This window comes from Pantoea sp. EEL5 (assembly GCF_049892805.1).
Taxonomy (GTDB): Bacteria; Pseudomonadota; Gammaproteobacteria; order Enterobacterales; family Enterobacteriaceae; genus Pantoea; species Pantoea ananatis.
On the sequence record NZ_JBNDNJ010000001.1, the window covers coordinates 880389 to 902377 of the forward strand.

General features: G+C 50.4%; 21 protein-coding genes and 2 pseudogenes. 9 read left to right on the plus strand and 14 right to left on the minus strand.

Features of this window, described 5'->3' with window-relative positions:
• Positions 1–79: 79 nt before the first annotated feature.
• From ACPXSQ_RS04250 to ACPXSQ_RS04260, 3 genes are all read right to left on the minus strand, one after another.
• Entirely contained in the window at positions 80–616 is a 537-nt protein-coding gene (locus ACPXSQ_RS04250) for a dihydroxy-acid dehydratase (protein WP_258167529.1), read from the minus strand.
• 12 nt (positions 617–628) lie between these two features.
• Entirely contained in the window at positions 629–787 is a 159-nt protein-coding gene (locus ACPXSQ_RS04255; RefSeq protein ID WP_019105368.1) for a hypothetical protein, read from the minus strand.
• A 267-nt stretch (positions 788–1054) separates the two neighbouring features.
• A complete protein-coding gene (locus tag ACPXSQ_RS04260; RefSeq protein WP_105091408.1) occupies positions 1055–2464 on the minus strand; it encodes an amidase in 1410 nt (469 codons plus the stop codon).
• Between the two features lie 128 nt (positions 2465–2592).
• Between ACPXSQ_RS04260 and ACPXSQ_RS04265 the strand changes: the two genes are divergently transcribed.
• A complete protein-coding gene (locus ACPXSQ_RS04265; RefSeq protein ID WP_014593504.1) occupies positions 2593–3165 on the plus strand; it encodes a TetR/AcrR family transcriptional regulator in 573 nt (190 codons plus the stop codon).
• Between the two features lie 390 nt (positions 3166–3555).
• Here ACPXSQ_RS04265 and ACPXSQ_RS04270 read toward each other — a convergent pair whose 3' ends face one another.
• Together ACPXSQ_RS04270 and ACPXSQ_RS04275 are read right to left on the minus strand one after the other, a co-directional pair.
• On the minus strand, positions 3556–3828 hold the full coding sequence (locus ACPXSQ_RS04270; protein ID WP_022622961.1) for a hypothetical protein: 273 nt from the start codon (positions 3826–3828) through the stop codon (positions 3556–3558).
• A 630-nt stretch (positions 3829–4458) separates the two neighbouring features.
• Positions 4459–6111, minus strand: coding sequence for a methyl-accepting chemotaxis protein (locus tag ACPXSQ_RS04275; RefSeq protein ID WP_128392166.1), 1653 nt, complete (start codon positions 6109–6111; stop codon positions 4459–4461).
• Between the two features lie 459 nt (positions 6112–6570).
• Between ACPXSQ_RS04275 and ACPXSQ_RS04280 the strand changes: the two are divergent.
• Together ACPXSQ_RS04280 and ACPXSQ_RS04285 are read left to right on the plus strand one after the other, a co-directional pair.
• Positions 6571–7173: pseudogene (locus ACPXSQ_RS04280) on the plus strand (site-specific integrase).
• A 199-nt stretch (positions 7174–7372) separates the two neighbouring features.
• Complete coding sequence (locus ACPXSQ_RS04285) at positions 7373–7906, plus strand: GNAT family N-acetyltransferase (RefSeq protein WP_013025476.1); 534 nt, start codon at positions 7373–7375, stop codon at positions 7904–7906.
• A gap of 278 nt (positions 7907–8184) precedes the next feature.
• On the opposite strand, the pseudogene ACPXSQ_RS04290 reads toward ACPXSQ_RS04285, so the two are convergent.
• A pseudogene (locus ACPXSQ_RS04290) lies at positions 8185–8391 on the minus strand (steryl acetyl hydrolase); the annotation flags it as partial.
• 325 nt (positions 8392–8716) lie between these two features.
• Here ACPXSQ_RS04290 and ACPXSQ_RS04295 point away from each other — a divergent pair.
• Both ACPXSQ_RS04295 and ACPXSQ_RS04300 read left to right on the plus strand, forming a co-directional pair.
• The gene (locus tag ACPXSQ_RS04295) at positions 8717–9436 is read left to right on the plus strand and encodes a hypothetical protein (protein ID WP_128392165.1); all 720 of its coding nucleotides are present in this window, start codon (positions 8717–8719) and stop codon (positions 9434–9436) included.
• Positions 9437–9748: 312 nt separating this feature from the next.
• Positions 9749–10081 (plus strand): hypothetical protein, encoded by a 333-nt coding sequence (locus ACPXSQ_RS04300; protein ID WP_240678518.1) that lies wholly within the window; start codon positions 9749–9751, stop codon positions 10079–10081.
• Between the two features lie 52 nt (positions 10082–10133).
• Here the strand turns inward: ACPXSQ_RS04300 and ACPXSQ_RS04305 are convergent, their stop codons facing one another.
• The 3 genes from ACPXSQ_RS04305 to ACPXSQ_RS04315 are packed head-to-tail and all read right to left on the minus strand — an operon-like array spanning position 10134 to position 12881.
• Positions 10134–10961, minus strand: a complete 828-nt coding sequence (locus tag ACPXSQ_RS04305; RefSeq protein WP_041457590.1) for an SDR family oxidoreductase — start codon at positions 10959–10961, stop codon at positions 10134–10136.
• Between the two features lie 11 nt (positions 10962–10972).
• Positions 10973–11746 carry a glucose 1-dehydrogenase gene (locus ACPXSQ_RS04310; protein ID WP_041457592.1) on the minus strand — a complete coding sequence of 258 codons (774 nt, stop codon included), beginning with the start codon at positions 11744–11746 and terminating at the stop codon, positions 10973–10975.
• Position 11747: 1 nt separating this feature from the next.
• Complete coding sequence (locus ACPXSQ_RS04315; RefSeq protein ID WP_042677372.1) at positions 11748–12881, minus strand: alkene reductase; 1134 nt, start codon at positions 12879–12881, stop codon at positions 11748–11750.
• Positions 12882–12981: 100 nt separating this feature from the next.
• Between ACPXSQ_RS04315 and ACPXSQ_RS04320 the strand changes: the two genes are divergently transcribed.
• Complete coding sequence (locus ACPXSQ_RS04320; RefSeq protein WP_042677371.1) at positions 12982–13884, plus strand: LysR substrate-binding domain-containing protein; 903 nt, start codon at positions 12982–12984, stop codon at positions 13882–13884.
• A gap of 226 nt (positions 13885–14110) precedes the next feature.
• Here the strand turns inward: ACPXSQ_RS04320 and ACPXSQ_RS04325 are convergent, their stop codons facing one another.
• The gene (locus ACPXSQ_RS04325) at positions 14111–14548 is read right to left on the minus strand and encodes a VOC family protein (protein ID WP_028715032.1); all 438 of its coding nucleotides are present in this window, start codon (positions 14546–14548) and stop codon (positions 14111–14113) included.
• A gap of 547 nt (positions 14549–15095) precedes the next feature.
• On the opposite strand from ACPXSQ_RS04325, the gene ACPXSQ_RS04330 reads away from it, so the two are divergent.
• The gene (locus ACPXSQ_RS04330; protein ID WP_019105806.1) at positions 15096–15671 is read left to right on the plus strand and encodes a YceI family protein; all 576 of its coding nucleotides are present in this window, start codon (positions 15096–15098) and stop codon (positions 15669–15671) included.
• 15 nt (positions 15672–15686) lie between these two features.
• On the opposite strand, the gene ACPXSQ_RS04335 is transcribed toward ACPXSQ_RS04330, so the two are convergent.
• From ACPXSQ_RS04335 to ACPXSQ_RS04350, 4 genes are read right to left on the minus strand one after another with little or no spacing between them, the layout of a single operon-like run.
• Positions 15687–16505 (minus strand): anti-sigma factor family protein, encoded by an 819-nt coding sequence (locus tag ACPXSQ_RS04335; protein ID WP_128392162.1) that lies wholly within the window; start codon positions 16503–16505, stop codon positions 15687–15689.
• The gene (locus ACPXSQ_RS04340) at positions 16502–17059 is read right to left on the minus strand and encodes a sigma-70 family RNA polymerase sigma factor (RefSeq protein ID WP_128392161.1); all 558 of its coding nucleotides are present in this window, start codon (positions 17057–17059) and stop codon (positions 16502–16504) included. The genes ACPXSQ_RS04335 and ACPXSQ_RS04340 overlap by 4 nt, the downstream gene beginning before the upstream one ends.
• A complete protein-coding gene (locus ACPXSQ_RS04345; RefSeq protein WP_014593536.1) occupies positions 17040–17591 on the minus strand; it encodes a tetratricopeptide repeat protein in 552 nt (183 codons plus the stop codon). Before ACPXSQ_RS04345 ends, ACPXSQ_RS04340 begins: the two co-directional genes overlap by 20 nt.
• Positions 17592–17604: 13 nt before the next feature.
• Positions 17605–18183 (minus strand): cytochrome b, encoded by a 579-nt coding sequence (locus ACPXSQ_RS04350; RefSeq protein WP_013025489.1) that lies wholly within the window; start codon positions 18181–18183, stop codon positions 17605–17607.
• Positions 18184–18467: 284 nt separating this feature from the next.
• On the opposite strand from ACPXSQ_RS04350, the gene ACPXSQ_RS04355 reads away from it, so the two are divergent.
• Both ACPXSQ_RS04355 and ACPXSQ_RS04360 read left to right on the plus strand, forming a co-directional pair.
• Positions 18468–19436: a D-2-hydroxyacid dehydrogenase family protein gene (locus ACPXSQ_RS04355; protein ID WP_029569900.1), complete on the plus strand. Its 969-nt coding sequence runs from the start codon at positions 18468–18470 to the stop codon at positions 19434–19436.
• A gap of 574 nt (positions 19437–20010) precedes the next feature.
• The gene (locus ACPXSQ_RS04360) at positions 20011–21924 is read left to right on the plus strand and encodes a BglG family transcription antiterminator (protein ID WP_014606043.1); all 1914 of its coding nucleotides are present in this window, start codon (positions 20011–20013) and stop codon (positions 21922–21924) included.
• Positions 21925–21989: the final 65 nt, after the last annotated feature.

Consider the following 21989-nt stretch of genomic DNA (forward strand, 5'->3'; position numbering starts at 1 on the left):
GGGGCTGGCTAGGGCTTCCCGGACTGCTGCTTACTGACATACCTCGACCATTGTCAGTAAACAGCGTTATCCGGTACGTTTATCCGTTACACGCGCCCCTGGAAGCCGGCATCGCCAGTTGGGCAAACTTCGCAAGCACACCTCTTGTGTAACGTGGCGCTGGTGGGCTCCAGCGGTTTCTTCTTTCCTGCAGTAGCGCCTCATCGATATTCAGTTGCAGCAGTTGCCGATGGGCATCGATAGTGATGGCGTCGCCTTCCTCCACTAAGGCAAGGGTTCTGTCTACAAAAGCTTCCGGTGCGATATGACCGACCCCCATTCCCCAGGTGCCACCAGAGAAGCGGCCGTTAGTGATCAGGCCAACGCTCTCTCCCAATCCTTTGCCCACCAGGGCCGCTGTCGGGGAGAGCATTTCGGGCATCCCCGGCCCCCCTTTGGGTCCTAAATATCCCAGCACCAGCACATCACCAGGCTGTATCCGATCCTCAAGGATCGCCTGCTTTGCGCTGGCTTCATCGTCGAATACGCGTGCCGGACCGGTGATAGCGGGCATCTTCAGGCCGCTGATTTTTGCGACCTCCCCGTCAGGGGCCAGATTACCCTTAAGTATTGCCAGGTGGCCTTCTTTTTAGAGGGGGGCCTGAAGCGGCAGGATGACGTTCTGATCAGGCTGCGGTTGTGCTGGAATATCCGCCAGCTCCTCTGCCAGGCTGCGACCGGTGATGGTCAGGCAGTGACCATGCTGACCTCGTTTCAGCAGCGATGGGAATAGCGCTGGTTCCTGCATCGCTAAGAAACCTGCAACGTCACGGCGTGCTTTACCTGCAGTTACAAGGCGAGGTGCCTGACCTCGAAACCGGGGTGGCCTGAAATCAGCAGACATTTCGCCAGCTCTGAAGCGGTTGATCGACAGTGCTTCTGGGTGGGTTGCCGACGGTCATTAGCGGTAATTGCCTGCGCCATGAACGAAATGTGGAACAACGGGTTAAGCTCCATGCTGAGACGTGAGCGACGATCTTAAATGCCCCACGGGGTTCGTGGGGCACGATCCTTGTTACAGTGACGGATGAGAACCTTTCACAGGGCTCACTGCTTCCAGCAGAGAGGCAATATGGAGAATGACGTGCTCATCATGCCATTTGCCGACGATCTGCACGTTAACCGGCAAGCCTTCACGACTCTTACCAAACGGCAACGCTACACCAGGCAACCCTGTGACGTTAAGCGGCACCGTGGCACCTTGCAGATAAGTGGCATCAACGTCCTGACCGTCAATAACAAACCTGTCCACGCCGTGTTTATGCGCCGGGATGGGGAGTACATGCGTGATAAGCGCATCGTAGCGTGAAAAGTATTCCGCGAAGCCGTCACGCAATCGTTCGGCGGCCTGCTCTGCATCAATATAAGCAGACATCGGTGTATCAGGTAACGACAGCATGTTTTTCGCCATTTTATAGATCTCATCAGGCTGGCGACCGGCCGTGGCCGCCGCAAAGGCGGGCTTCATTTCCATGACGTGGAGCCGGTTAAACACATCCAGCGCAAAGTCCTTCTCCAGTGCAGGAATGCCGACATGCTCCACAACGACGCCCGGTGCTTTTAGCGCTTCCGCAGCCGCCTTCACGATGGCGTTAACGTCCGGATCAACCGGCCCAAAGCCCGGGCCGGTCATCCAGCCAATTCGCAGCGGACGCGATGCTACAAACGGCAGCCCGTCAGAATGAACGGGCGCAGCGCTGGAGAATGCGTCGTGACCATCCGGTCCCGAAAGCTGAGAGAATGCCAGGGCAATATCGCGAACTGAGCGGGCCATAGGGCCAACATGCCAGAAGCGGCGGGGCGCACGCGGCCAGATGCCTGTCATGGGCACGCTGCCGTGCGTGGCTTTCATGGAAGTGATGCCGGTCTGCGCCGCAGGGCCTCGTACCGAGATGGCCAAATCCGTGCCCAGTCCCAGCGGAGACATGCCTGCGGCAATCGCGGCAGACTCACCGCCACTGGAGCCGCCGGGCGTCCGGGTCAGGTCCCATGGGTTATTAGAGCGCCCGGACAGCAGGTTGTCGCTTTCAATCCAGTATGAAAATTCCGGCAGGTTCGTCTTAGCCAGCAGGATGCCGCCTGCTTTTTTAAAACGAGCCACGCTGGTTGCGTCTTCGTCAGGACGACGGCCTTTGAAAATAGGTGAACCACGCTGAGTCAGCACACCTGCCGTATCGATGGAGTCCTTTACGGTAAAAGGAACGCCGTGAAGCGGGCCCAGTTTCTCACCCTTCATCACGGCGGCTTCGGCAGCGGCAGCCTGCTTCAGGGCATCCTCTGCCACTGTTACAACAGCATTGACGTCCGGGTTAGTGGCGGCAATCCGATCAAGATGCGCTTGCATCACCTCAACGGGAGAAACGTCGCGGTTACGGATCATTCTGGCCAGGTGAGTCGCGTCTGAGTAATAAATTTCTTTGCTCATGATAAATCCTCTTGGTTAATAGCCTACCTAACAGTTGGTAGTTAAACTCTAGTCCTGTAAAATGACGCTGTCAATACCTACCTAACAAATGTTAGAATTGGGATTCTGGCTTCTGGAGGAGTGACATAATGAGCAAAACATCCCGCGACGAAATTCTGAACGCAGCCCGTCTGGCGGCGCAGGCGCATGGTTATACAGGTTTGAATATCCGCGGACTGGCAGATGAAGTGGGGATTAAAGCGGCAAGCATTTACTATCATTTCCCCAGCAAGGCCGAGCTGGGTGCGGCGGTGGCCCAGCGTTATTGGGAGGATACGGCGCGTGACCTGGACGTACTGAGGGATGCGGAAGGCGATGCGCTCAGGAGTCTGAGCCGCTATCCACAAATATTTCGCCGTTCGCTGGAAAGCGGAAACCGACTTTGTATGGGAAGTTTCATGTCGGCGGAATATGATGATCTGCCTGAACCTGTCAAAGTTGAGGTGCAAAAGTTTGCGGACGTCAATATAGACTGGCTGGCAGGGCAGCTACTGGAAGCGGGGATCACTGCGTCAGAAGACAGCAGAATGCGTGCCGGTGCCATTTTTTCAGCCATCGCCGGCGCACAGCTAATGGCCAGAAGCCGGAACAATATTCAGCTTTTTGATGAACTTATTGAGGGATACAGGTTTGCAGGTCTGCTACCCACAGCTGAGAGATAAAATTCTGAAAAAACGTAACTGACTGGCGCATTGAATAAGGTCAGCCTTTCGTTTATGCAGCTCCGGATATTTATATTGAGAGGAATAACACCGCATCGGGTTTATCTGTTATCCGCGAATTCCCGTGAACGGAGGAGGTTCAAACTCACGACGCCTCTGACCCTCTACAGGTAAACGGGTATCTGGCAAGACCCTGCAAAGAAACCGGTAGGAATGGCCGGGTCGGCAGGGCAGTAACCAGCACGCGATGCCAGCCTTTACTTTGTAAGAGGCTTTACATGCCTCATGCTCCAGTGCCTGAATGAATAGCAGTCTGGATGACGGTACTTTTTATCTATTCCTCTCAGTGCAGACACCGCATCTGTAAACGGTGCCTGCAGCTTTTACGCGTTATGCATTGTCATCGTCGGTGCAACCAAGACCTGAAGAGGGATCATTACAACCCGGATTAATCTCCAGATGGTGATGCCACGCGGCCAGTTTGGTAGCGCTTTCATTAGTGGAGGCGTTTGCTTTTTGAGCGGACATTTCTTTAACTGAATCGGGCCCTAAACTCGTGCGAGAAGGCAGATCATTTGCGAACGAAACGCCCTGCAGGCCAGCCAGTACGATCGCTGCTAACGCGGCGGTTTTAACTGCGTATTTTATAACAGATACAGGCATAACGATTCCTCTCAGCTTAAGAAAACAGAAGGCTGATTGCCCTGACAGCGCTCAGCGAATTGAGAAACGTAATCACAAAAACTTGTAGGAACACAGCGGGTTGCCTGGAAGGTGAAACCCAGATGCGCCTCGGTTATTCAAAGATTTTTTGATGACAGTTTGATGACGCCTTTAGTTAATTACGGTAAGTAAATATTAATAAGCGGAAGGCATGGCGTCCTGACGAACATGTGATACCTCGTATTTAGGATTAGGATTAAGTTCGGGAGAGCAGGCCGAATGACTCTTTTTTTAGTAAAATGACGTCTCTTTTTCGGTGATCTTCAGTCTGCTTCCTGAACCCTGATAAATTCAGCACAGTTCAGCGCTCTGTTCATCAGAGGCGTTATGCATGTGTGCGTTCATCGGTTGAATTCACAGCTCAAAGCGGACCTTCAGCTCAGTCAGCCTGTCCGCTTTGTGCCAGAAGCGGACTTAGCTGGGATCTGAATGCATTAATGACGTGTAATTTTGTCCGGTTAACATCTTTATGCCTCTGATATTTCTCCGGCGAGCCGGAGAAATTTAACCATTTTATCGAAAGCATTCAGTCTTAACTGCATCACGTCAGCAGCAGGCGTTGTACACCGATCAGAAATGCGTCCAGCTTCCGTCTTCGTCTTCCGCGCGGGTTTTTACAGCTGCGGTTTTAAAACCCGGCTTTACAACCGTGGCGGGCACATGAGCAACGGAAAGCGAAGAAGGGCCACTCAGACTGAACACAGACACAGCCTGTAGAAGCCGTTCCGCCTGCTCCCTGAGGCTTGAAGCAGCGGAGGCCGACTCTTCAACCAGTGCAGCATTCTGCTGTGTCGTCGTGTCCATCTCCGTAACGGCAATGCCTACCTGCTCAATCCCACGAGCCTGCTCGGCACTGGCGGAGTTGATTTCTTCAACAGTGTCTGTGAGCTTTCCTACGGCGGAGAGAATTCCTGACATCGTTTCAGACGCGTGAATCACCAGTGCATTACCCTGTCCCACAGTATCAGCATTGGCTGCAATCAGCTGCCGAATCTCACCCGCAGCCGAAGCGCTTCTCTGTGCCAGTGACCTGACCTCGCTTGCCACCACCGCAAATCCCCGGCCGTGCTCGCCGGCACGGGCCGCTTCCACTGCGGCGTTCAGCGCCAGAATGTTGGTCTGAAAAGCTATGCCGTCAATGACGGCGGTGATTTCAGCGATACGGCCGGAGCTTTCGCTGATAGATTTCATTGTGCCGGTAATGGCCGTGGTGGCCTCGTTGCCTTTATTTGCCACGTCCCGAACGCTTACAGCAAGCTGGCCGGCCTGACGGGCATTGTCTGCGTTGTTTTTTACCGTCACGCCGAGCTGCGTCATGGTCGCTGATGTTTGTTCAAGGGCACTGGCCTGCTCCTCGGTACGCTGCGACAGGTCTGTGTTGCCCTGGGCAATCTGGGTACTGGCGGATGCCACGCTTTCTGCATTGCTTCTCACGAGGCTGACCGTGTTAATCAGCGAAGCCTGCATGTCACTGATGGCAGACAGCAGTATGCCTGTTTCGTCTTTACGATCTGCAGTGACGGTACCAGTAAGGTCGCCGCGCGCCACCCGGCGGGCGGCCTCAACGGCCACATTAAGTGGCCGCGTGATACTCCGGGTGATAACCCAGGCAGATACCGCGGCCAGCAACAGCGCAACCACGCCGGCAACAACTAACATCATCAGCGCACCCGAACGGTCGGCGCGAGCCTGCGCAGCGGCAGAGCTCATTCGGGCCTCCTGGAAGGTCTGCATCTCTTTCAGCGACGCCATAAAGTCTCCCTGAGTCTGGTAACGGGGGCCAAACAGGAGTTGGGTGGCATCATCGCTTTTTCCCTGTTGGGCAAGTGCCACCACCTCATCAATGAAAGGCAGAAAAAGTTCTGCACGGGCCTTGAGGCGGGTGAAAATTTCGCTTCCCTGGGGCGTATTCACCTGCTTACCAATAAGACTGAGAAGACTGTCAACTTCATGTCTTTCGCCGCGATAATCGCTGATGGCTTTTTCCCTTTTTGCAACGTCTTTAAGGAGAATCGCATTACGCGCAAGCCGGCTCATATCTGATGTGTAGTAACGGATCGACAGAGAAGTGGAGGCTTTGGTGTAAAGACTTCCTGATATGTCATCATTGGCATTACCGAGAGCATTAATTTTTACGATGCCGATGAGCACCATAAACATAACAAGGAGCGCCATAAACCCGAAGGTGATACCGAGACGCACTCCGATTCTAATGTTGTTCATATTTATTCCTGGTGTAGGCGTCAGCATTCATGCATGGTGCTGACGAAATATACTTCCCTTAAAGGAAAGATAAGTAATGTGTACAGAGCCGCATGATTTGATTGCGGTGAATGTTTTATCGGCAATTTTCAGAAAAGGTTCATGAGGCAAGGTGGAGGTCAGATGAGTACATCAAGGAAGCAATCCACTCATTGCGAAGGGCAAGCACGGGGTTGTGCACTCCAACAGAAGCCTTCTCAAGAAGGAAACTTCAGAAAGAATAATACAGGCAGCTCAGATCCAACTCTCATTTTATTGGTGCAAGTCCTGCGTTTCCGTAAATGGATCACCTGCAGAGAGAAGTCTCATTTTTGGCAATGGGCTCTAAACTCTGGCCGTTGATCGGATAGCCTGAATGACCGTTTCTCGCTCATGAGGGACAGCCATACTCAGATCACCCACATTTCAGGAGATTTGAGTATGAACACATCACCGTGGAACAAAGACCGTATCATCGGCCAAAAAAGACCACTTCAGATATCTCATATCTAGGGGATCCGAATCAGGCTTGAACTGGAAGGTAAAACGCGCGATTTGGCTCTGTTCAATATGGCCCTGGATAGTAAGCTTCGAGGCTGTGATCTGGTAAAACTCAAAGTATCTGATGTTGCATATGGTAGCTCTGTTTCAAGCAGAGCTACGGTGCTACAACAGAAAACCGGCAGCCCTGTCCAATTTGAGATAACCAAAGGGACAAGAGAGGCTGTTTCTGCATTGATAAAGCTTGGCAATTTACGCAGTAAAGACTACCTGTTCCGATCTCGGGTCGGTATTAACCAACACATATCACCCCGGCAATACAACCGAATTTTTCATGGGTGGGTAGCAAAAATTGGTCTCGAAGATTCTCTTTACAGTACACATTCCATGAGAAGAACAAAACCTTACCTGATCTACAAGAAAACTAAGAATCTTCGTGTGATTCAACTCCTGTTAGGTCATAAGAAACTGGAAAGCACGGTCCGTTATCTGGGTATTGAAGTCGATGATGCGTTAGAGATTTCTGAATCGATTGAAGTCTAAGTTTGTCAGGGCTGCAACAGCAGCCCTGTGCCAGAAGCGGACATTTACGTATGAGGTAAGCATTCTGTCACCATGAGTTTTCCAGATTCATTTTCATCCTTGCGCAAGATGTGATGTATGGTTTGAACCTGGTAAGCTGATTTTCGACTGAATGTGATTTTGCTAACATGAAACGCCATTGCGTTTGTGAGAGGTAACAGTGATTCACTTAAGACAGGCTCAGCACAGTGATGCCGATGCAATAGCACATCTACACACCGCCGGATGGAGAGATACCTACACGAAAGTGATGTCTGCGGATTTCCTTGAAAATCAGGCGCAGAAAGATCGACTTTCACACTGGCGCTCAGCACTGAATCAGAGCAATGAAAGCGAAACAGTGTTTGTAGCTGAATATGATGGAAAGGTTGAAGGCTTCATATGTATTAAGCTCCACTATGACGCGCAGTGGGGCTGTTATATAGACAGCCTGCATGTAAGCTCTTCACTACGTGGTCACGGTGTAGGAAAACAACTTCTCTGTCGCGCAGCCGAATGGGTCAAGAGCAGGGATGATGAGTCACCGCTCTATTTATGGGTGTTTGAAGATAACACCCAGGCAACAGCTTTTTATCAGCGCCTCGGGGGCACCATTGTGGAGAGAACATTATCCGATATGCCTTCATCAGATCATGCCCCGGTATTCAGAATCAGCTGGAAAAATGCCGGTCAGCTTCTGGTATCTGCTTGCTGAAAAATTAGCCAATGCCTTTTCTCTCTAAAATCGACACCGCTTTCGGCCTGCTTACCGATTACCTGTTCAGTTAGTGTAAGGAACGAACGGGCAATTTTATGTCTTGATCGGTTCCCGTTAACCCCACCACGGCTGTGTAAGTAAAATTTCCACCTGCTGTGAACACCCCAAACGGCCGCTCCTCGCTCATAGCGGACATCGGTTTGTTCGTGATGCCGTCATGAACTAAAAGCTGAAGTAACCAGCAATAGTCTGAGTTTAGCAACGGGGAGCAGGTCAGCTAATATGTTGAGAAAACCGACGTTACAAAGAGGATCAATCCACTCACGGGTAATGGCTGACAAACCGCTATGAGTAAGATCTGCCCAGGTTGAAATAGCCACTGCCGCAGCGGGGAGCAGATTAACTGCGTCACGCGCCTTACGCATCATTGTAACGACAATCAAACCACCCGCTGAATCACCTACCAGAACCAGATTTTTGGCATCTATATCATTGAGTGTAAACATCAACAGAACACAAAAGGATGGGCTGAATGATGCGTGTGACAGGCCACCTTACACTGGTGTTTATCCTGAAATAATCAGTTATGATTTCATCAAAGAATTTCCATCGGGTTAGCGACACTGCTGTACTCATTCTGGTTCAGCGGTTCAGCGGTTCAGCGGTTCAGCGGTTCAGCGGTTCAGTCCGTGTCAGACGTTTTTTAACCGGCATGGCTACTCCCGGTGGCAACAATATTGCCGGTGGCTACGAGCAAAGCAGATACAGGCAACTCACTAGTGAGTGAACATTTACAGGATCGCTGTTATGAATATTGCAGGACGTCTTTTATTTCCTCTTTGCTGTCTTTACAGCTCATATTCATGTGCGGAAAACTGGTTTCTGCCATGCGCTGAAGCGTTGGATAAGCCAGGATTCAGCTTATTGAAAAAATATGTTGAATCCAGAAGCGGGTCGACAGCCTCTATTCCAGAGAAGAACGATACCTGTTTCAGACTAAACAATTATCAGTTTTTAGTTAATGAGAACACTGAGGGGATTTATTTTTATGATGCTAAAAGAAGCACCTATGGTAAAGATATTCCAGGATTGCGCATGTATACGGAAATCAAACAGGAGTTTACCGGTGGAAACCACAAACACTACGCGCTGATATATTCATCAAATACCAATTTCAGATACAGTGACTTGTATCAGAAGTACGAGATTTTAAGTCTGATCGCCGGTAACAGTGAAAAACCCTACACCCGTTATACATTATTTGACTGGTATGAAGATCCGAGTTCCGGACTGTGTGGTACGACTGAGCCTGTTTCTGATGATAAATCTGCCAGTAGTGAAGTCAGTAATAAAAAAATACCTTTTGAATATGATGTATCGAAACCCAGGATTATTAATCAGAATAATGCTGATGTTGCAATATATTTTCATGTAAAGGAACAAAACTGCACAACATCAGCAATCAGAGAGTATGACAAGAAATTCATAATAATTAATGGATTATTTAAGGATGAGAGTGTCCGTTGAGAGATGTAAGAAATATGCATCTTCAGATATCTGAAATATGAATATCCAAGACTTTCGTAGTCATTTTCATTGCGACGGGATAAATTCTAATGTCTCCTTCTCGCTCATAGAGGATATTTAGATGATATCAGTCCGCTCTGTGCAAGGAGCGGACGTTGGCGTGTTATGACGATTTCAGGATTACTCATAGAATGGCTTTATAGTTGAGATTAACGTGATCGAAATATTATTCCGCTGTATCCTGACCAAATTGTTTTTGATATCACTAACGCAAAATGTTTTGCGTGATTGAAAAGAAGGAGTTCGTATAATATGTCTCAAATTAAATTTGAACTGAGTTTTGGAAGCGAAATATTACGTGATGGCATGTTTCTGGAATTATCTGTCCGCGAGACATCTCCTTTACGGCAAATTGCTGAAGTTTTCTATTCGGATGTTACACACGAATTCTTTTTTGATCTGCTACGAAGAGAATATCCCTCTGGAAGCAGTGGAAAAACTGATTTCGGAGGCGAGGATATCTCTCCCGCCAGTGAAGCAAGAACAATCCACATAGCACAGACCACATATCAATGTCCGCTCCTCGCTCTCAGCGGACCTTCAGCTAAGTTAGATCGTCCGCTTTGTGCCAGGAGCGGACATTGAAGCTAAGGCAGAGGGGAAATAACAATCTTCTCCCCTCCACTAAGGCAACGTTTTAATAGTCCGTAGAAGACACCAGATCCCCATATTTTTTAATGACTGAGTCAAACTGCTCTTTTTTCTTTTCGAAGACCTTAAGAGCGTCACTTCCTAGCGGAAGAATGATCGGTGGCGCGGGCATATTCGTTAGCTGAACCAGCACGCTGGCCAATTTTTCTGGATCACCGGGTTGCACATGATTTCCTGCATCCAGTTCTTCTATACGCTTAAGCGATTCTGTCGCATAAGAATCAATGCTCTTTGACCCATAACGCACTGAACTCCGGTCAAGAAAATCCGTTCTGAAGCGACCGGGATACAGACAGGTGACAGCAATCCCAAAATCAGCCACCTCATGTGCCAGCCCCTCTGACCAGCCTGCCATAGCATGTTTTGACGCGCAGTAGACAGACGAACCACCGAAACCTTCGACGCCCGCAATTGAGGCAATATTAATAATATGGCCCTTTCCGGCTTGACGCATAACAGGGAGAACTGCACGAGTCACGTTAAGCGTGCCCAGAAAGTTGACGGCTATTTGAGTTTCAACGGCTTCTGCATCAATTTCCTCAAAAAAGCCTAACTGACCGTACCCGGCATTATTGACGAGAATATTCAGGCTTCCAAAAGCTTCAATACCTGCCTTTACCGCCTTATCAACGGACTCAGTATCATTCAGCTCCAGCTTTACCACTAACAGCTTTCCGTTCGCTATATCGTTAAGTCCCGACAATTTTTCGGGGCGGCGAGCTGTGGCTATAACATTGTCACCGTTTTCCAGGGCAGCCCTGGCGATAACTAAACCAAGACCGCGTGAAGCTCCGGTTATCAGCCATGTCTTCATTTTCATACCTCTCACTGAATGCTGTAACCGCCATCAACCATCAGCATATGTCCGATCACAAAAGATGCGCCGTCAGAGCTCAGCCACATCACCGCTTCAGCCACTTCGTCCGGACGCCCCGTTCTGCCGATGGGATGTGCAGCGCGGATAGGCTTCATTACTTCATCTGTACCCGCTAGCTCAATAAATCTCTCAATCATAGGCGTGTCGATCGTTCCCGGACCGACTGCATTGATCCTTATTCCTTTTGCGGCATATTCCTGAGCTGCACTTCGGGTCAGCCCCAGAACGGCATGTTTTGACGCTGAATATGTGCTGAGGCCGGCGATTCCTACGACTGATGACATGGACCCCATGTTCACAATGGAACCTTGTCCCTGCTTTTCCATCTGGGCAATCTGGTATTTCATTGAAAGAAAGACCCCACGCACGCTTACATCAAAAACTGAACAAAAGGTTTCCAGAGACTGTTCCGAAAGAGGCTCGGAGTTTTGTGTCAGCCCCGCGTTGTTAAATGCGATGTCCACTTTCCCATGATGTTTCACGATATTCTCAATCATCGTTTTAACCTGACTTTCATCACTGACATCACACTGAATAAATTCCGCTTTTTGGCCATTACTCAGAATTTTTTGGACTGTCTGTTTTCCTGCCAGGTCGTTTATGTCAGACACCACGACGATTGCTCCCTGGGCCGCAAATGCTTCTGCTGTTACGCGGCCAATGCCGGAACCGGCCCCCGTGATCAATACCACTTTGTCTCTGAATTCAGCATACTGTGCCATTTCAAGCCTCTTTTTTGACGTAGAACGGATAATCAACGTAACCGGCATCACCGCCGGTATAATATGTTGCGCGATCAGCAGCATTGAGCGGATAACCATGCTGCAGGCGCAGCACAAGATCAGGATTTGCAATGTAGGCCTGACCAAACCCTACAAGGTCAACGACACCTGTTCGTATTAAGTGATTTGCGCGGAGAAGGTTCATGCTGCCATCCATCATTAATGCAATGTCGGCTGCAACAGAACGCCACTGGATAAACAGTTCCTTGATCAGGTCGCTTGTTGGTTTTACGCCCTCGGGAGTATTAAAAAAGCCTGTCTGATCCATGACATGAATGAATGAAATACTCCTCTGAGCGAGTTCTTTACCCAGCTCCAGAAAAATAGCCTCCTCATCATCAGGAACACTGACGCCATTAATGACACCAAAAGGTGAAAGCCTTATTCCTACCCGTTGCGGACCAATCGCATCCGATACAGCGTCAACGACTTCCAGTGTAAAGCGCATGCGGTTTGTGAAGGACTGAGCGCCGTATTCATCCTGGCGATCATTAATGAAAGGGTTCATAAACTGATCGAAGAGATATCCATTGGCAGCATGCAGCTCCACACCATCGAAACCGGCCTCAACAGCATTGACAGCTGCCTGCCTGAAGTCAGAAATCACTCTTTTAATTTCACTGGTGTCCAGTGCTCTTGGGACCGATGACTGTACGAAGTCGGGTTCACCCGAATCATTGAAGCCAAACGCCATTACACCTTCAGCGAGGCGATGGGTGGAACTGACCGGCGCCAGATGATTGTGCTGAATGGACGTGTGTGAAATGCGGCCAACATGCCATAGCTGAAGAATAATTTTTCCTCCAGCCTGATGCACAGACTCTGTTACCCTGCGCCACCCCTCGATCTGTTCCGGCATAAATATACCAGGGTTATACAGATACCCCTGACCCTCGCGACTGACAGGTGAGCCTTCAGCAATGATGAGTCCTGCACTGGCCCGCTGTGTGTAGTAGGTGACCATGGAGGCTGTTGGAATATCATCTGGCGCTCTTGAACGGGTCATCGGGGGCATAACAACCCGGTTGGCCAGTTGTAAATCTGACAATTTAAAAGGAGTGAATAAATCAGCCATAACGTTCTTTCCATCAGAGAAAATGTGTGGCTAATTTACGACCGGAAAGGTAAGGGATAAACTATCTCTAATTACTTTTACTGAGGACAAATAGTCTCCTATGTCTATTACAACAGAAGGTGTTACCGCATTCAGGGCCGTCATAAAGGTTGCAGAAAAGCAAAGCTTCAAACTTGCCGCACAATCTATGGGGCTGACGCCGTCAGCCGTTGCGAAATCAATTCAAAGACTGGAAGAGCAACTTGCAGTTCAGCTTTTTATACGTTCAACCCGCTCTGTGACAATCACCGAGAAAGGGCGTCTCTTTCTCGAACGCTGTCGTCACGTCATGTCAGAACTGGAAGCGGCTGAAGCAGAACTGAATCAGGGGAAACACAGCCCGGCAGGCCTTCTTAAGGTCGGCCTGCCTGACGCGTCTGAGCTTTTTACAGAATCTCTCTTTGCTTTCACTGAAGCGTTTCCCGACATACAGCTGGACATTGATTTCAGCGACAGATTTGTAGACATCATTGGGGAGGGATTTGACGCGGTCATTCGTACAGGCGCACCCGTCGACAGCAGGCTGAAATACCGCAAACTGAATGACTTCAATTGGATGTACGTTGCTTCTCCTGAATATCTTCAGACCATGAATGAGCCGACGGAGATTCATGAACTTGAATATCATCATTGTCTCAGGCAGCGTCTTTCCCATACAGGAAGGCTCGCTCCATGGTTCCGCTCTGTTGATGATGAATACACGCATGCACCCGCAACGCTTATATCATCGAAATCCGCATTCCTGATTGATCTGGCCGTCAGGGGGAAAGGTATTGCCATGCTTCCTTCGCTTAGCATAAAAAAACAATTGCAGCAGAGGTTACTCAGGCAGGTGCTGGAGAAGACTGCATTACCCGCTGGCTCAGTGGGGATTCTCTGGCCTTCAGCAAAACATTCCCAGCCCAAAATCAGCGCATTTATAGATTTTATGTCCGTTCACTTTCATAAACTCAATAGCCCGTAACTGATTAAGTATGGTGCTCTACTGATCCAGCACGTTTTAACGTCCGCTTCTCGCTCATAGCGGACCTTAGCTCAATTAGCCTGTCCGCTCTGTGCCAGGAGCGGACGCTGCTTGCATCATGGTAGGTTAGTTTACAGGGAGCAGGTCAGTCCGCTCTGTGCCACCAAGCGGACGTTGCAAACATCACCGCTCTGATAAGAAGGTAGTGGATCATGACATGTAGACTTCATTGATTGCGTTCCATCAACTCAAGCGTCTGACCATCAGGGCTTTGTAAATATATGACTCTGGTTCCCTGCATGGGGCCTGATGAGACTGTCTGGGGTTTTCCTGGCGTCTTCCAGCCATAGTCCGATACTTTGCTCAGGAGCGTATCAAGATCCTTAACCATAAACGCCAGGTGCGCGTAGCCTGGGATATAGGGTGCTGAAGGCGCTTCTGGCTGTTCAATGTTATTGTATTGCAGTAATTCAATGTTCATACCAGCCACTTCAAGCAAAGCCATTTGTACATCCGCTCCCCTTGCGCCTGTGACTTCATCAATAATGGGTCCAGACATTTTCCCTTCGCGTAATAACTTCCCTCCAAGAATATGGGTCCAGACGAATAATGCGTCTTGAATATTTTTGACTGAAAAACCGACGTGATTAGCACTTAAGATCATGACATTACCTGCTGGTTTCAAAAATTGAGCACCTAACTATCTAAAATTGTTGCTTTATTGCTTCACGGTAAGTGCGATGGGATTTGTTAAGGAAAAGCACAACTGAGAGCGGTCTGAATCATGTCGTTATGAGCCATCCACAGCGACAGCCGTACAGGTTACCTGCTCCCTGTTGAACAATACGCGACCAGGTACAAGCCGTTATCTAGTGTAAAAAACGGTGATTGTCTGCTTGTCACTTATTGCGGACCCGACATGCTGATCTGCTTTGTGCCAGAAGCAGACAGTCTTATTTCAAGGCTGACAGCAGACAAAACCGTTTTCCAGAACGCTACAAGCAGAATGCCGGTCATCAGGCCGCACCCGCAAAACATCATCTGCACTCGGCATCCCGAGTCTGTCTGAGCCGCACAAGCTACCCGCTTCCACATCAAAGCGATGAGGCGGGATCCACATCCGTTCAAATGTTATATAACTGTAAGTATTAATCGAATAAAGTTGCTACCTGGCGCGTTAATGCGTTGTCTGTTTACTGGAGAATCCCGTTATGACGCGCGCTGTATCTGTTCTGGTTGCTGGGCTGCTGCTGAATCCGTTATCCCACGCGGCTTCACTTTACTACACGATTTCCACACCTGACACCGCGATAGGGCTGTCATGGCACGCATTTGGCGGTATTTCGCATGCGAAATTAACGGGCGTAACCGGCGAGGTTGCGCTGAATCCGGCAAATGAAATGGATAATCTTGTGAAGGTCACTATTCCGGTCACCACGCTTATCGCGTCCAACAACCTGCTGACGTATCAGTTAAAAAGCAGCATGTTTTTTGATGCTCCCCGTTATCCCAATATCGTCTTTACCAGCAGCCGGATCGTGGCGCAGGGCAACGGCAATTTCAGGATTTTTGGCTCATTGTCGGTAAAAGACGTTCAGCGACCGGTCATTCTGGAAGCCACGATGGAAGAGCACGACCGCACGGCGCAACGCGATGAACGGATCGTGCTACATGCCATGACCACGATTTCCCGCTCGGCCTACCATATGGATCGCTTCACCGCGTTGGTGGATGATACGGTGACGATCAAGATTGATATTCAGGCAGAGGCCAGTCATGTGCCTTGAAAGCGCCCCACGCCGTTAAGCGCTAAGGGCGTTTTTCAGGGCGCTGGCGCTGCTTGCCAGTGCTTCGTCCGGGTTGCGGCCAATCAGGACAAACTGATAGCCGCCGTGGTGCCACCAGACCAGGCGCATATCATGGCGCTGTTCGCGCTGAAGCCCGGTTGAGGCAGGCTGGGCGTCCGGCGAAATGCATAGCGCCATCGGGCCATATTCCGCATGGATCCACGCAATTTGCGCGATAGATGTGCTGTCATAGCGCAACATGCGCACCATCTTCAGCTCTGCATCCGGCAGGGAAAGCTGCTGCGTATTGAGATGCAGGCCAATATCCTGCGCGGTGCGGGCCAGGCCATGCTGTAACGCGGCAGGGGAGTTATCCGCATCCAGCAGCGTTTCTGCGCTGTAAAGCGACATGTACTGGGCTTCGAGATCGCGAATCTTCTCGCTCTCGCTCAGCCTGGTTTTAGCCGGGCGGGCGAGGTAGCCGAGGCCTGAACCGATCATCAGAAAACTCAGCGAGGCTGCAATCAGCGAACGACGGCTAATGCCCGATGTCTCGGTAGCGACAACATCGGCGGCGGGTGCCTGCGCTGGCGCGTTTAACAACGCGTCGAGCCGGCGCTGCATTTTTGCTTCCGGGGCCTTATCCAGTAAGGGCGCAAAGGCCGTGTCAAAGTCGAGCTGGCTTTTCATCAGTTCATCGATGCGTTCAGCCAGTTCAGCATCGGTTTCCAGCAGTAATTCGAGCCTGCGTGCGTCATCAGGGTTCATTTCGCCATCCAGCCAGGCCACCAGCGCTTCGTCGCTGAAGGGGGGCGCAAAGCGTAGCGTGTTCATGAGCGTTTCTCCTGCGCAGAAGCCTGAGCATCGAACGATTTTGCCAGCGCCAAACGCGCGGTTGCCAGCCGGCTCATAATGGTGCCGATGGGTACGGCCAGCGTCTCTGCGGCTTCCTGATAGGTAAATCCTTCAACATAGACGAGAAAGACGGTATTGCGCTGGGCTTCTGGCAATGCGCTGACGCGCTGCATGATTTTCTGAAAATGCAGGCGTTCATCATCACGTTCCCGCGTGTCAGGCGCCAGCAGTTCCTCACTTTCAACAAAGCCCTGTCCTAACCGCACGCGGCGGGCGCGCAGGTCGGAAATCCAGATAGAGTGAAGGATCGAGAACAGCCAGCGATCTATCCGGGTACCCGGCGTAAACTGCGCGCTCTTTTCGAGCGCGCGTACGCATGTAGACTGCACGAGTTCTTCAGCAACGTCGTGGTTTCGGGACAGCACCAGCCCGTAGCGCCACAGGCGCGTCAGATGGGCAGCAAGCTGCTGGCGAACTTCGCTGGTCGTGATGTGACTGTCCTCATCGTAGGTATCAGGATTCCGGATGACCATTAATGGCGGCCTGCAAATCACGATACTCTTCGCATCCTGTACCGCACAGGCTGGCGATGGTTTTCAACTGCGCTTTTGCCAGGTCGGGACGGCCCTTAATCAGCCACGCTTCGCCCAGGTATTCGCGCACTTTCGCATAGCGCGGGTTAAGCGCCAGCGAGCGTTGATAATACCCGATCCCTTCGTCGGTACGCCCGAGTTTTCGGGTGGCATAACCCCGGTAATTCCAGGCTTCTGCGGTGTCGGGCTGTTTCAGACTATCCAGCAGGGTAAGCGCGGCCTGATAGTCGCCTTTCTTCGCCAGATGATAGGCATAGTTTGTCTTGTCTTCGTCACTCAGGCGCGCCGTTTTGTCGGGAACACACTGTTTGGTCTTGCTGTCGTAAACCTGCCCGCGCGGACAGTCCGGAATTTTACTGTTGGTGCTGTCATCGCCTGCGGCCAGTGCCGGGGCGACGTGGATAACGAAAAGCAGGGCCGGAACCAGCAGCTTACGGCCTGGGGTACGCAGCAGTGAAGCGGTGTTTTTCATGGTAGTGCTCCAGTTAACGAAAGAGGCGAACGGGCAGCATGCGGCGCAGCACGTTATCGCGGAGAAAATAGTGATGGAACAGGGCGGCCAGAGCATGGAACGCGGCCAGAATAATCAGCGCCCAGGCGACATTGTTGTGTAATTCACCCAGAGCATGTTTGAGCAGAGGATCGACATGCACCCATCCGCTCAGATCGAACAGGCCAAAAAAGCCAAAGGGTTCCTGCTGCGCCCAGCGAAACATAAAGCCCAGCACAATTTGCGTGAACAGCAGCAGATAGAGCGCACCGTGAACGCAGTGAGAAAGGAATTTCGCCGGACGTGAAACGGCGGCAGCGGGCATCGCGTAACGCGGCGAACGTTGGCTCATTAGCCGCCAGACCGGACGGATCACCATGACCAGCGCCAGCACGATCCCGCAGGAAATATGCACTGACTGTAAGCCTTTCCGGAGCGGTGTTCCGCGCTCCAGCCATTCCCAGATGTGCGCACTGGCAAACAAAAAGATGACGCTGGCCGCGGTAATCCAGTGCAGCGCCAGGGTCATTCCGTCGTAGCGCTGTCGGGGTTTCTTGGGTTGTGTGTGAATCATGGCTTTCGTTCTCTCCTTCAGGTTTATGATGAGTGAACGTGCGTATGCGGATTTTTATTCGACTTTTTTTGCGATGTTTTAGAGCGAGATAAGTGACGGGGAAAGGGTGAACAAGCGCTGAGGTGCGAATGACATCGTCCGGCGCACACTTCGCACTGCCTCGGGCGGCATGGCGCGCATCCTGCACAAGGACATTGACGTAACCGAGAGGCTGTTTTAATGATGTAGGGCGGTTATTCAGCCGACGGTAACAAGCCAACTCCATTCTTAAGGCGCGCGATCCCATGACGATACAGGTTTGTATTCCCGACGATTATCATCAGGCCACGGCAGGCCTCGACTGCCTGCAATGCCATCCCCAATTTACCTGTACCGCTGTTGGGGATATCAGCCTGGATCCTGATGCAGAACAGGCGCTGGCGACGGCTCAGGCCTTGATCCTGATCCGTGAGCGCACCACCATTGACGAGGCCTTTTTACAGCGCACGCCGCAACTAAAGCTTATCAGCCAGACCGGTAAGGTCGCCCGCAATATCGATATTGCGGCCTGCTCACGGGCGGGTGTGGCAATTGTCGAGGGCGTCGGCTCGCCCGTTGCACCGGCTGAACTGACGTGGCTGCTGATTATGGCAGCCCGCAGAAAGTTCGTTCAGGCCGTTAACGCCATGCGCGCCGGTCACTGGCAGGCAGAGCTGGGGCAGGGCGTGAGTAACCAGACGCTGGGGATCCTGGGCTACGGTAAAATTGGCAAGCGGATTGCGGCTTATGCAAAGGCATTTGGTATGCGGGTGCAGGTCTGGGGCAGCGATCGCGCCAGGCAGGAAGCGCAGCAGGAGGGAGTGATAGTGCCTGCCAGCCGTGAGGTTTTTTTTGCCTCCAGCGACGTGATAACCGTTCATCAGCGCTTAGTGGCAGCAACCGAGGGCAATATCACGCGCGACGATCTGGTGCAGATGAAGCCCGATGCATTGTTCGTCAACACCAGCCGGGCTGAGCTGGTGGCCGCAGATGCGCTGCTGAGTGCGCTGCGCCAGGGCCGCCCGGGTTTTGCCGCTCTGGACGTTTATGAGCAGGAGCCGGTATACGATCCCGCGCATCCGCTGTTATCACTGCCCAACGTGCTCTGCACGCCGCACATCGGCTATGTCGAGAAGGACAGCTACAGCCTGTATTTCGGCACCGCGTTCGAAAACGTGGTGCGCTTTTTCGACGGTGACCGAAGCCATGTAATAAATCCCGAGGCGCAGGAATAAGCTTACCCTGCGCGACTAAGGGTGCCTGTCAGCGAATAGCCGCCAGGATAGTAATGCACGTTGCCAGCGGAGCGGTGGCGCAAAAAATCCTGGCAGTTTCGTCAACAGGTATCCGTACGTGACTGAAATACGCGACTTTTAATTTGAAATCGCACGCATTCGATATTTAACCACTATTTTCTTTTAATTGTTTAATAAACGGACTTGATTGGGTTACGGCCGTAGTAAAAATAATGAGATAGAACGGTTAAATATCCTGATTATCACTTCTCCGACAATAACCTCTGTGTCCGTCAAAATTAAAGCATACGCCAAATTCGCGTGTTCGGGCTGAATTCTGTCCGGGTGTTTGTCGCCGGGATTCAGGCTGAATCCGCATAATGACAGGCGTGAGCAACAGGCTTCACCGATGTCATGTTTTGCTACACGCATAGCAAATGTGTGACTCGCATCTAATAAAAAGGCTTTTAACCCAATTGCTTACCAGATTCAAATGGTGACCACCTGGGTGGAGTTGGTAAATCGGCAATGATAAAGTTATCAGGATGCAGATAATTATTATAAAGGGGATGGTATGTACAGTAAATTATCGGTCCTTTTTAATGAAATGCTTGACCAGGATTTTCATACAGCACGCGATTTGGCGGGTCGGCTGAATGTGAGTGAAAAAACGGTGCGGACCCGGTTAAAAGCGTTAAATGACATCCTGACTTCGCGCGGTGCCTCAATACATTCCAAATCCAGCATGGGCTATCAGCTGGTGGTTTATAACCAGGAAGACTTTCAAAGCCTGACAACCTCGCTGGAAAAAGGCAGCAACGCACAGCGGCCGACCAATTCAAATGAAAGAGTGATTTTTATTCTGGCTAATCTGCTGAGCCGCGAGAACTATATTAAATTAGATGACCTGTGTGAAACCTGTTACGTTTCCCGCAATACGATGACTGCGGACCTGAAAAAAGTCGAGGACATCCTTCATCTGCATCAACTCATACTCGACCGTCGGCCTAACTATGGTATTGCAGTTCAGGGAAATGAATTTGATAAACGTACTTGTATAGCCAATAACCTTATCCGGTTTAATCATTTTATGAATGTAGAGGGGGAGAAAGAGCAGGGATTGAAGATAATCGGTAAAATTGTTTTATCCGTGCTGCACCGCTGTGGCTTAAGCATCTCCGAAGTCTCACTGGAAAATCTGGTTTCACATGTTTTTATTGCGGTGTACCGAACAAAGCACGGTCATGCCGTTTCCATCGATCACCAAAGAATAGGCATGTTGGTCAAGCCTGAGGTTATTGAGGCGACAGGGCTGATCGTGCAACAGGTTGAGGAAGCGCTAAGCCTCCCGTTGAATCAAAACGAATTTTCTTATATTGCCCTGCACATGGGCGCCAAGCTCTCTTCCACACCAGGTAAAAAATCCGGCGTCAATATCGTTATCTCGCGCAAGATCGACGAGTTGACCGGGCGAATGCTGGAAATTCTGCTCAAGAGTTTCAACATCGATTTCATGGATAACCTTGAGCTGCGCATGTCGTTAAATCAACATCTGGTTCCGCTGGACATTCGCATGCAGTTCGACATTCCACTCAGTAATCCACTGCTGCATGAAATTAAAAAAGAATATGCCTTTGCCTATACTCTGGCGGCCACAGCCTGTATTGCACTGTCTGAACATTATGCCACCCGGATTCCTGACGATGAAATTGCTTATTTTGCCATCATCTTTGAACTGGCGCGGATGAAAAAAGATAAAAAAATAGAGAAGAAAAATATCATCATCGTATGTGCGTCGGGAAAAGGCACAACGCAGTTATTCATGTATAAATACAGACAGGCGTTTGGAAACTATGTAGAGCACATTTATGAATGTACCGCCTGGGAACTGGGGAGCTTTGACTTTGCCGGCAAGAACATTGATTACATTTTCACTACGGTTCCCGTGAATACAGAGGTGCCAGTGCCCGTCTTCGAAGTCACACAGTTTCTTGAAAGCAAAGATATCGCAACCTGCAGTGAAGTATTTGAAAGCAATAATCATGTTTTTTTATATAAATACTATCGGCCCGAACTTTTTTTGACCAATATCAGCGCATCTACAAAAGAAGAGGTGCTGAGGATATTGTGCCAGCACACGGAAAAAACCTTTCCGCTGCCCGCCGGCTTTTATGATGCGGTGATGAAAAGGGAAGCATTAGGGCAAACCGACTTTGGTAATCTTGTGGCCATTCCGCATCCCTTCCAGGTGATGACGCCAAATAGCTTTGTCGCCATCGGAATATTAGAGCGCCCGGTATGGTGGGGCCACAACGATGTACAGGTGGTATTCCTTGTCTCGATTTCTGCCGATGAAGACAGCGACGTCGGCCATTTTTATCAACTGACAACAAAGTTGCTGTTTGATTCTGCCGCGATACAACAACTGCTTAATAACCCAACCTTTGACGTCATCATGGATCTGCTTAAAGGAAGTGACGCGCTGTAAGCGACAGGCAAAATTTACCATGTTCAATATGGTAAATTTCCCGCTGGAGAGAGAAAAGGGTGAGG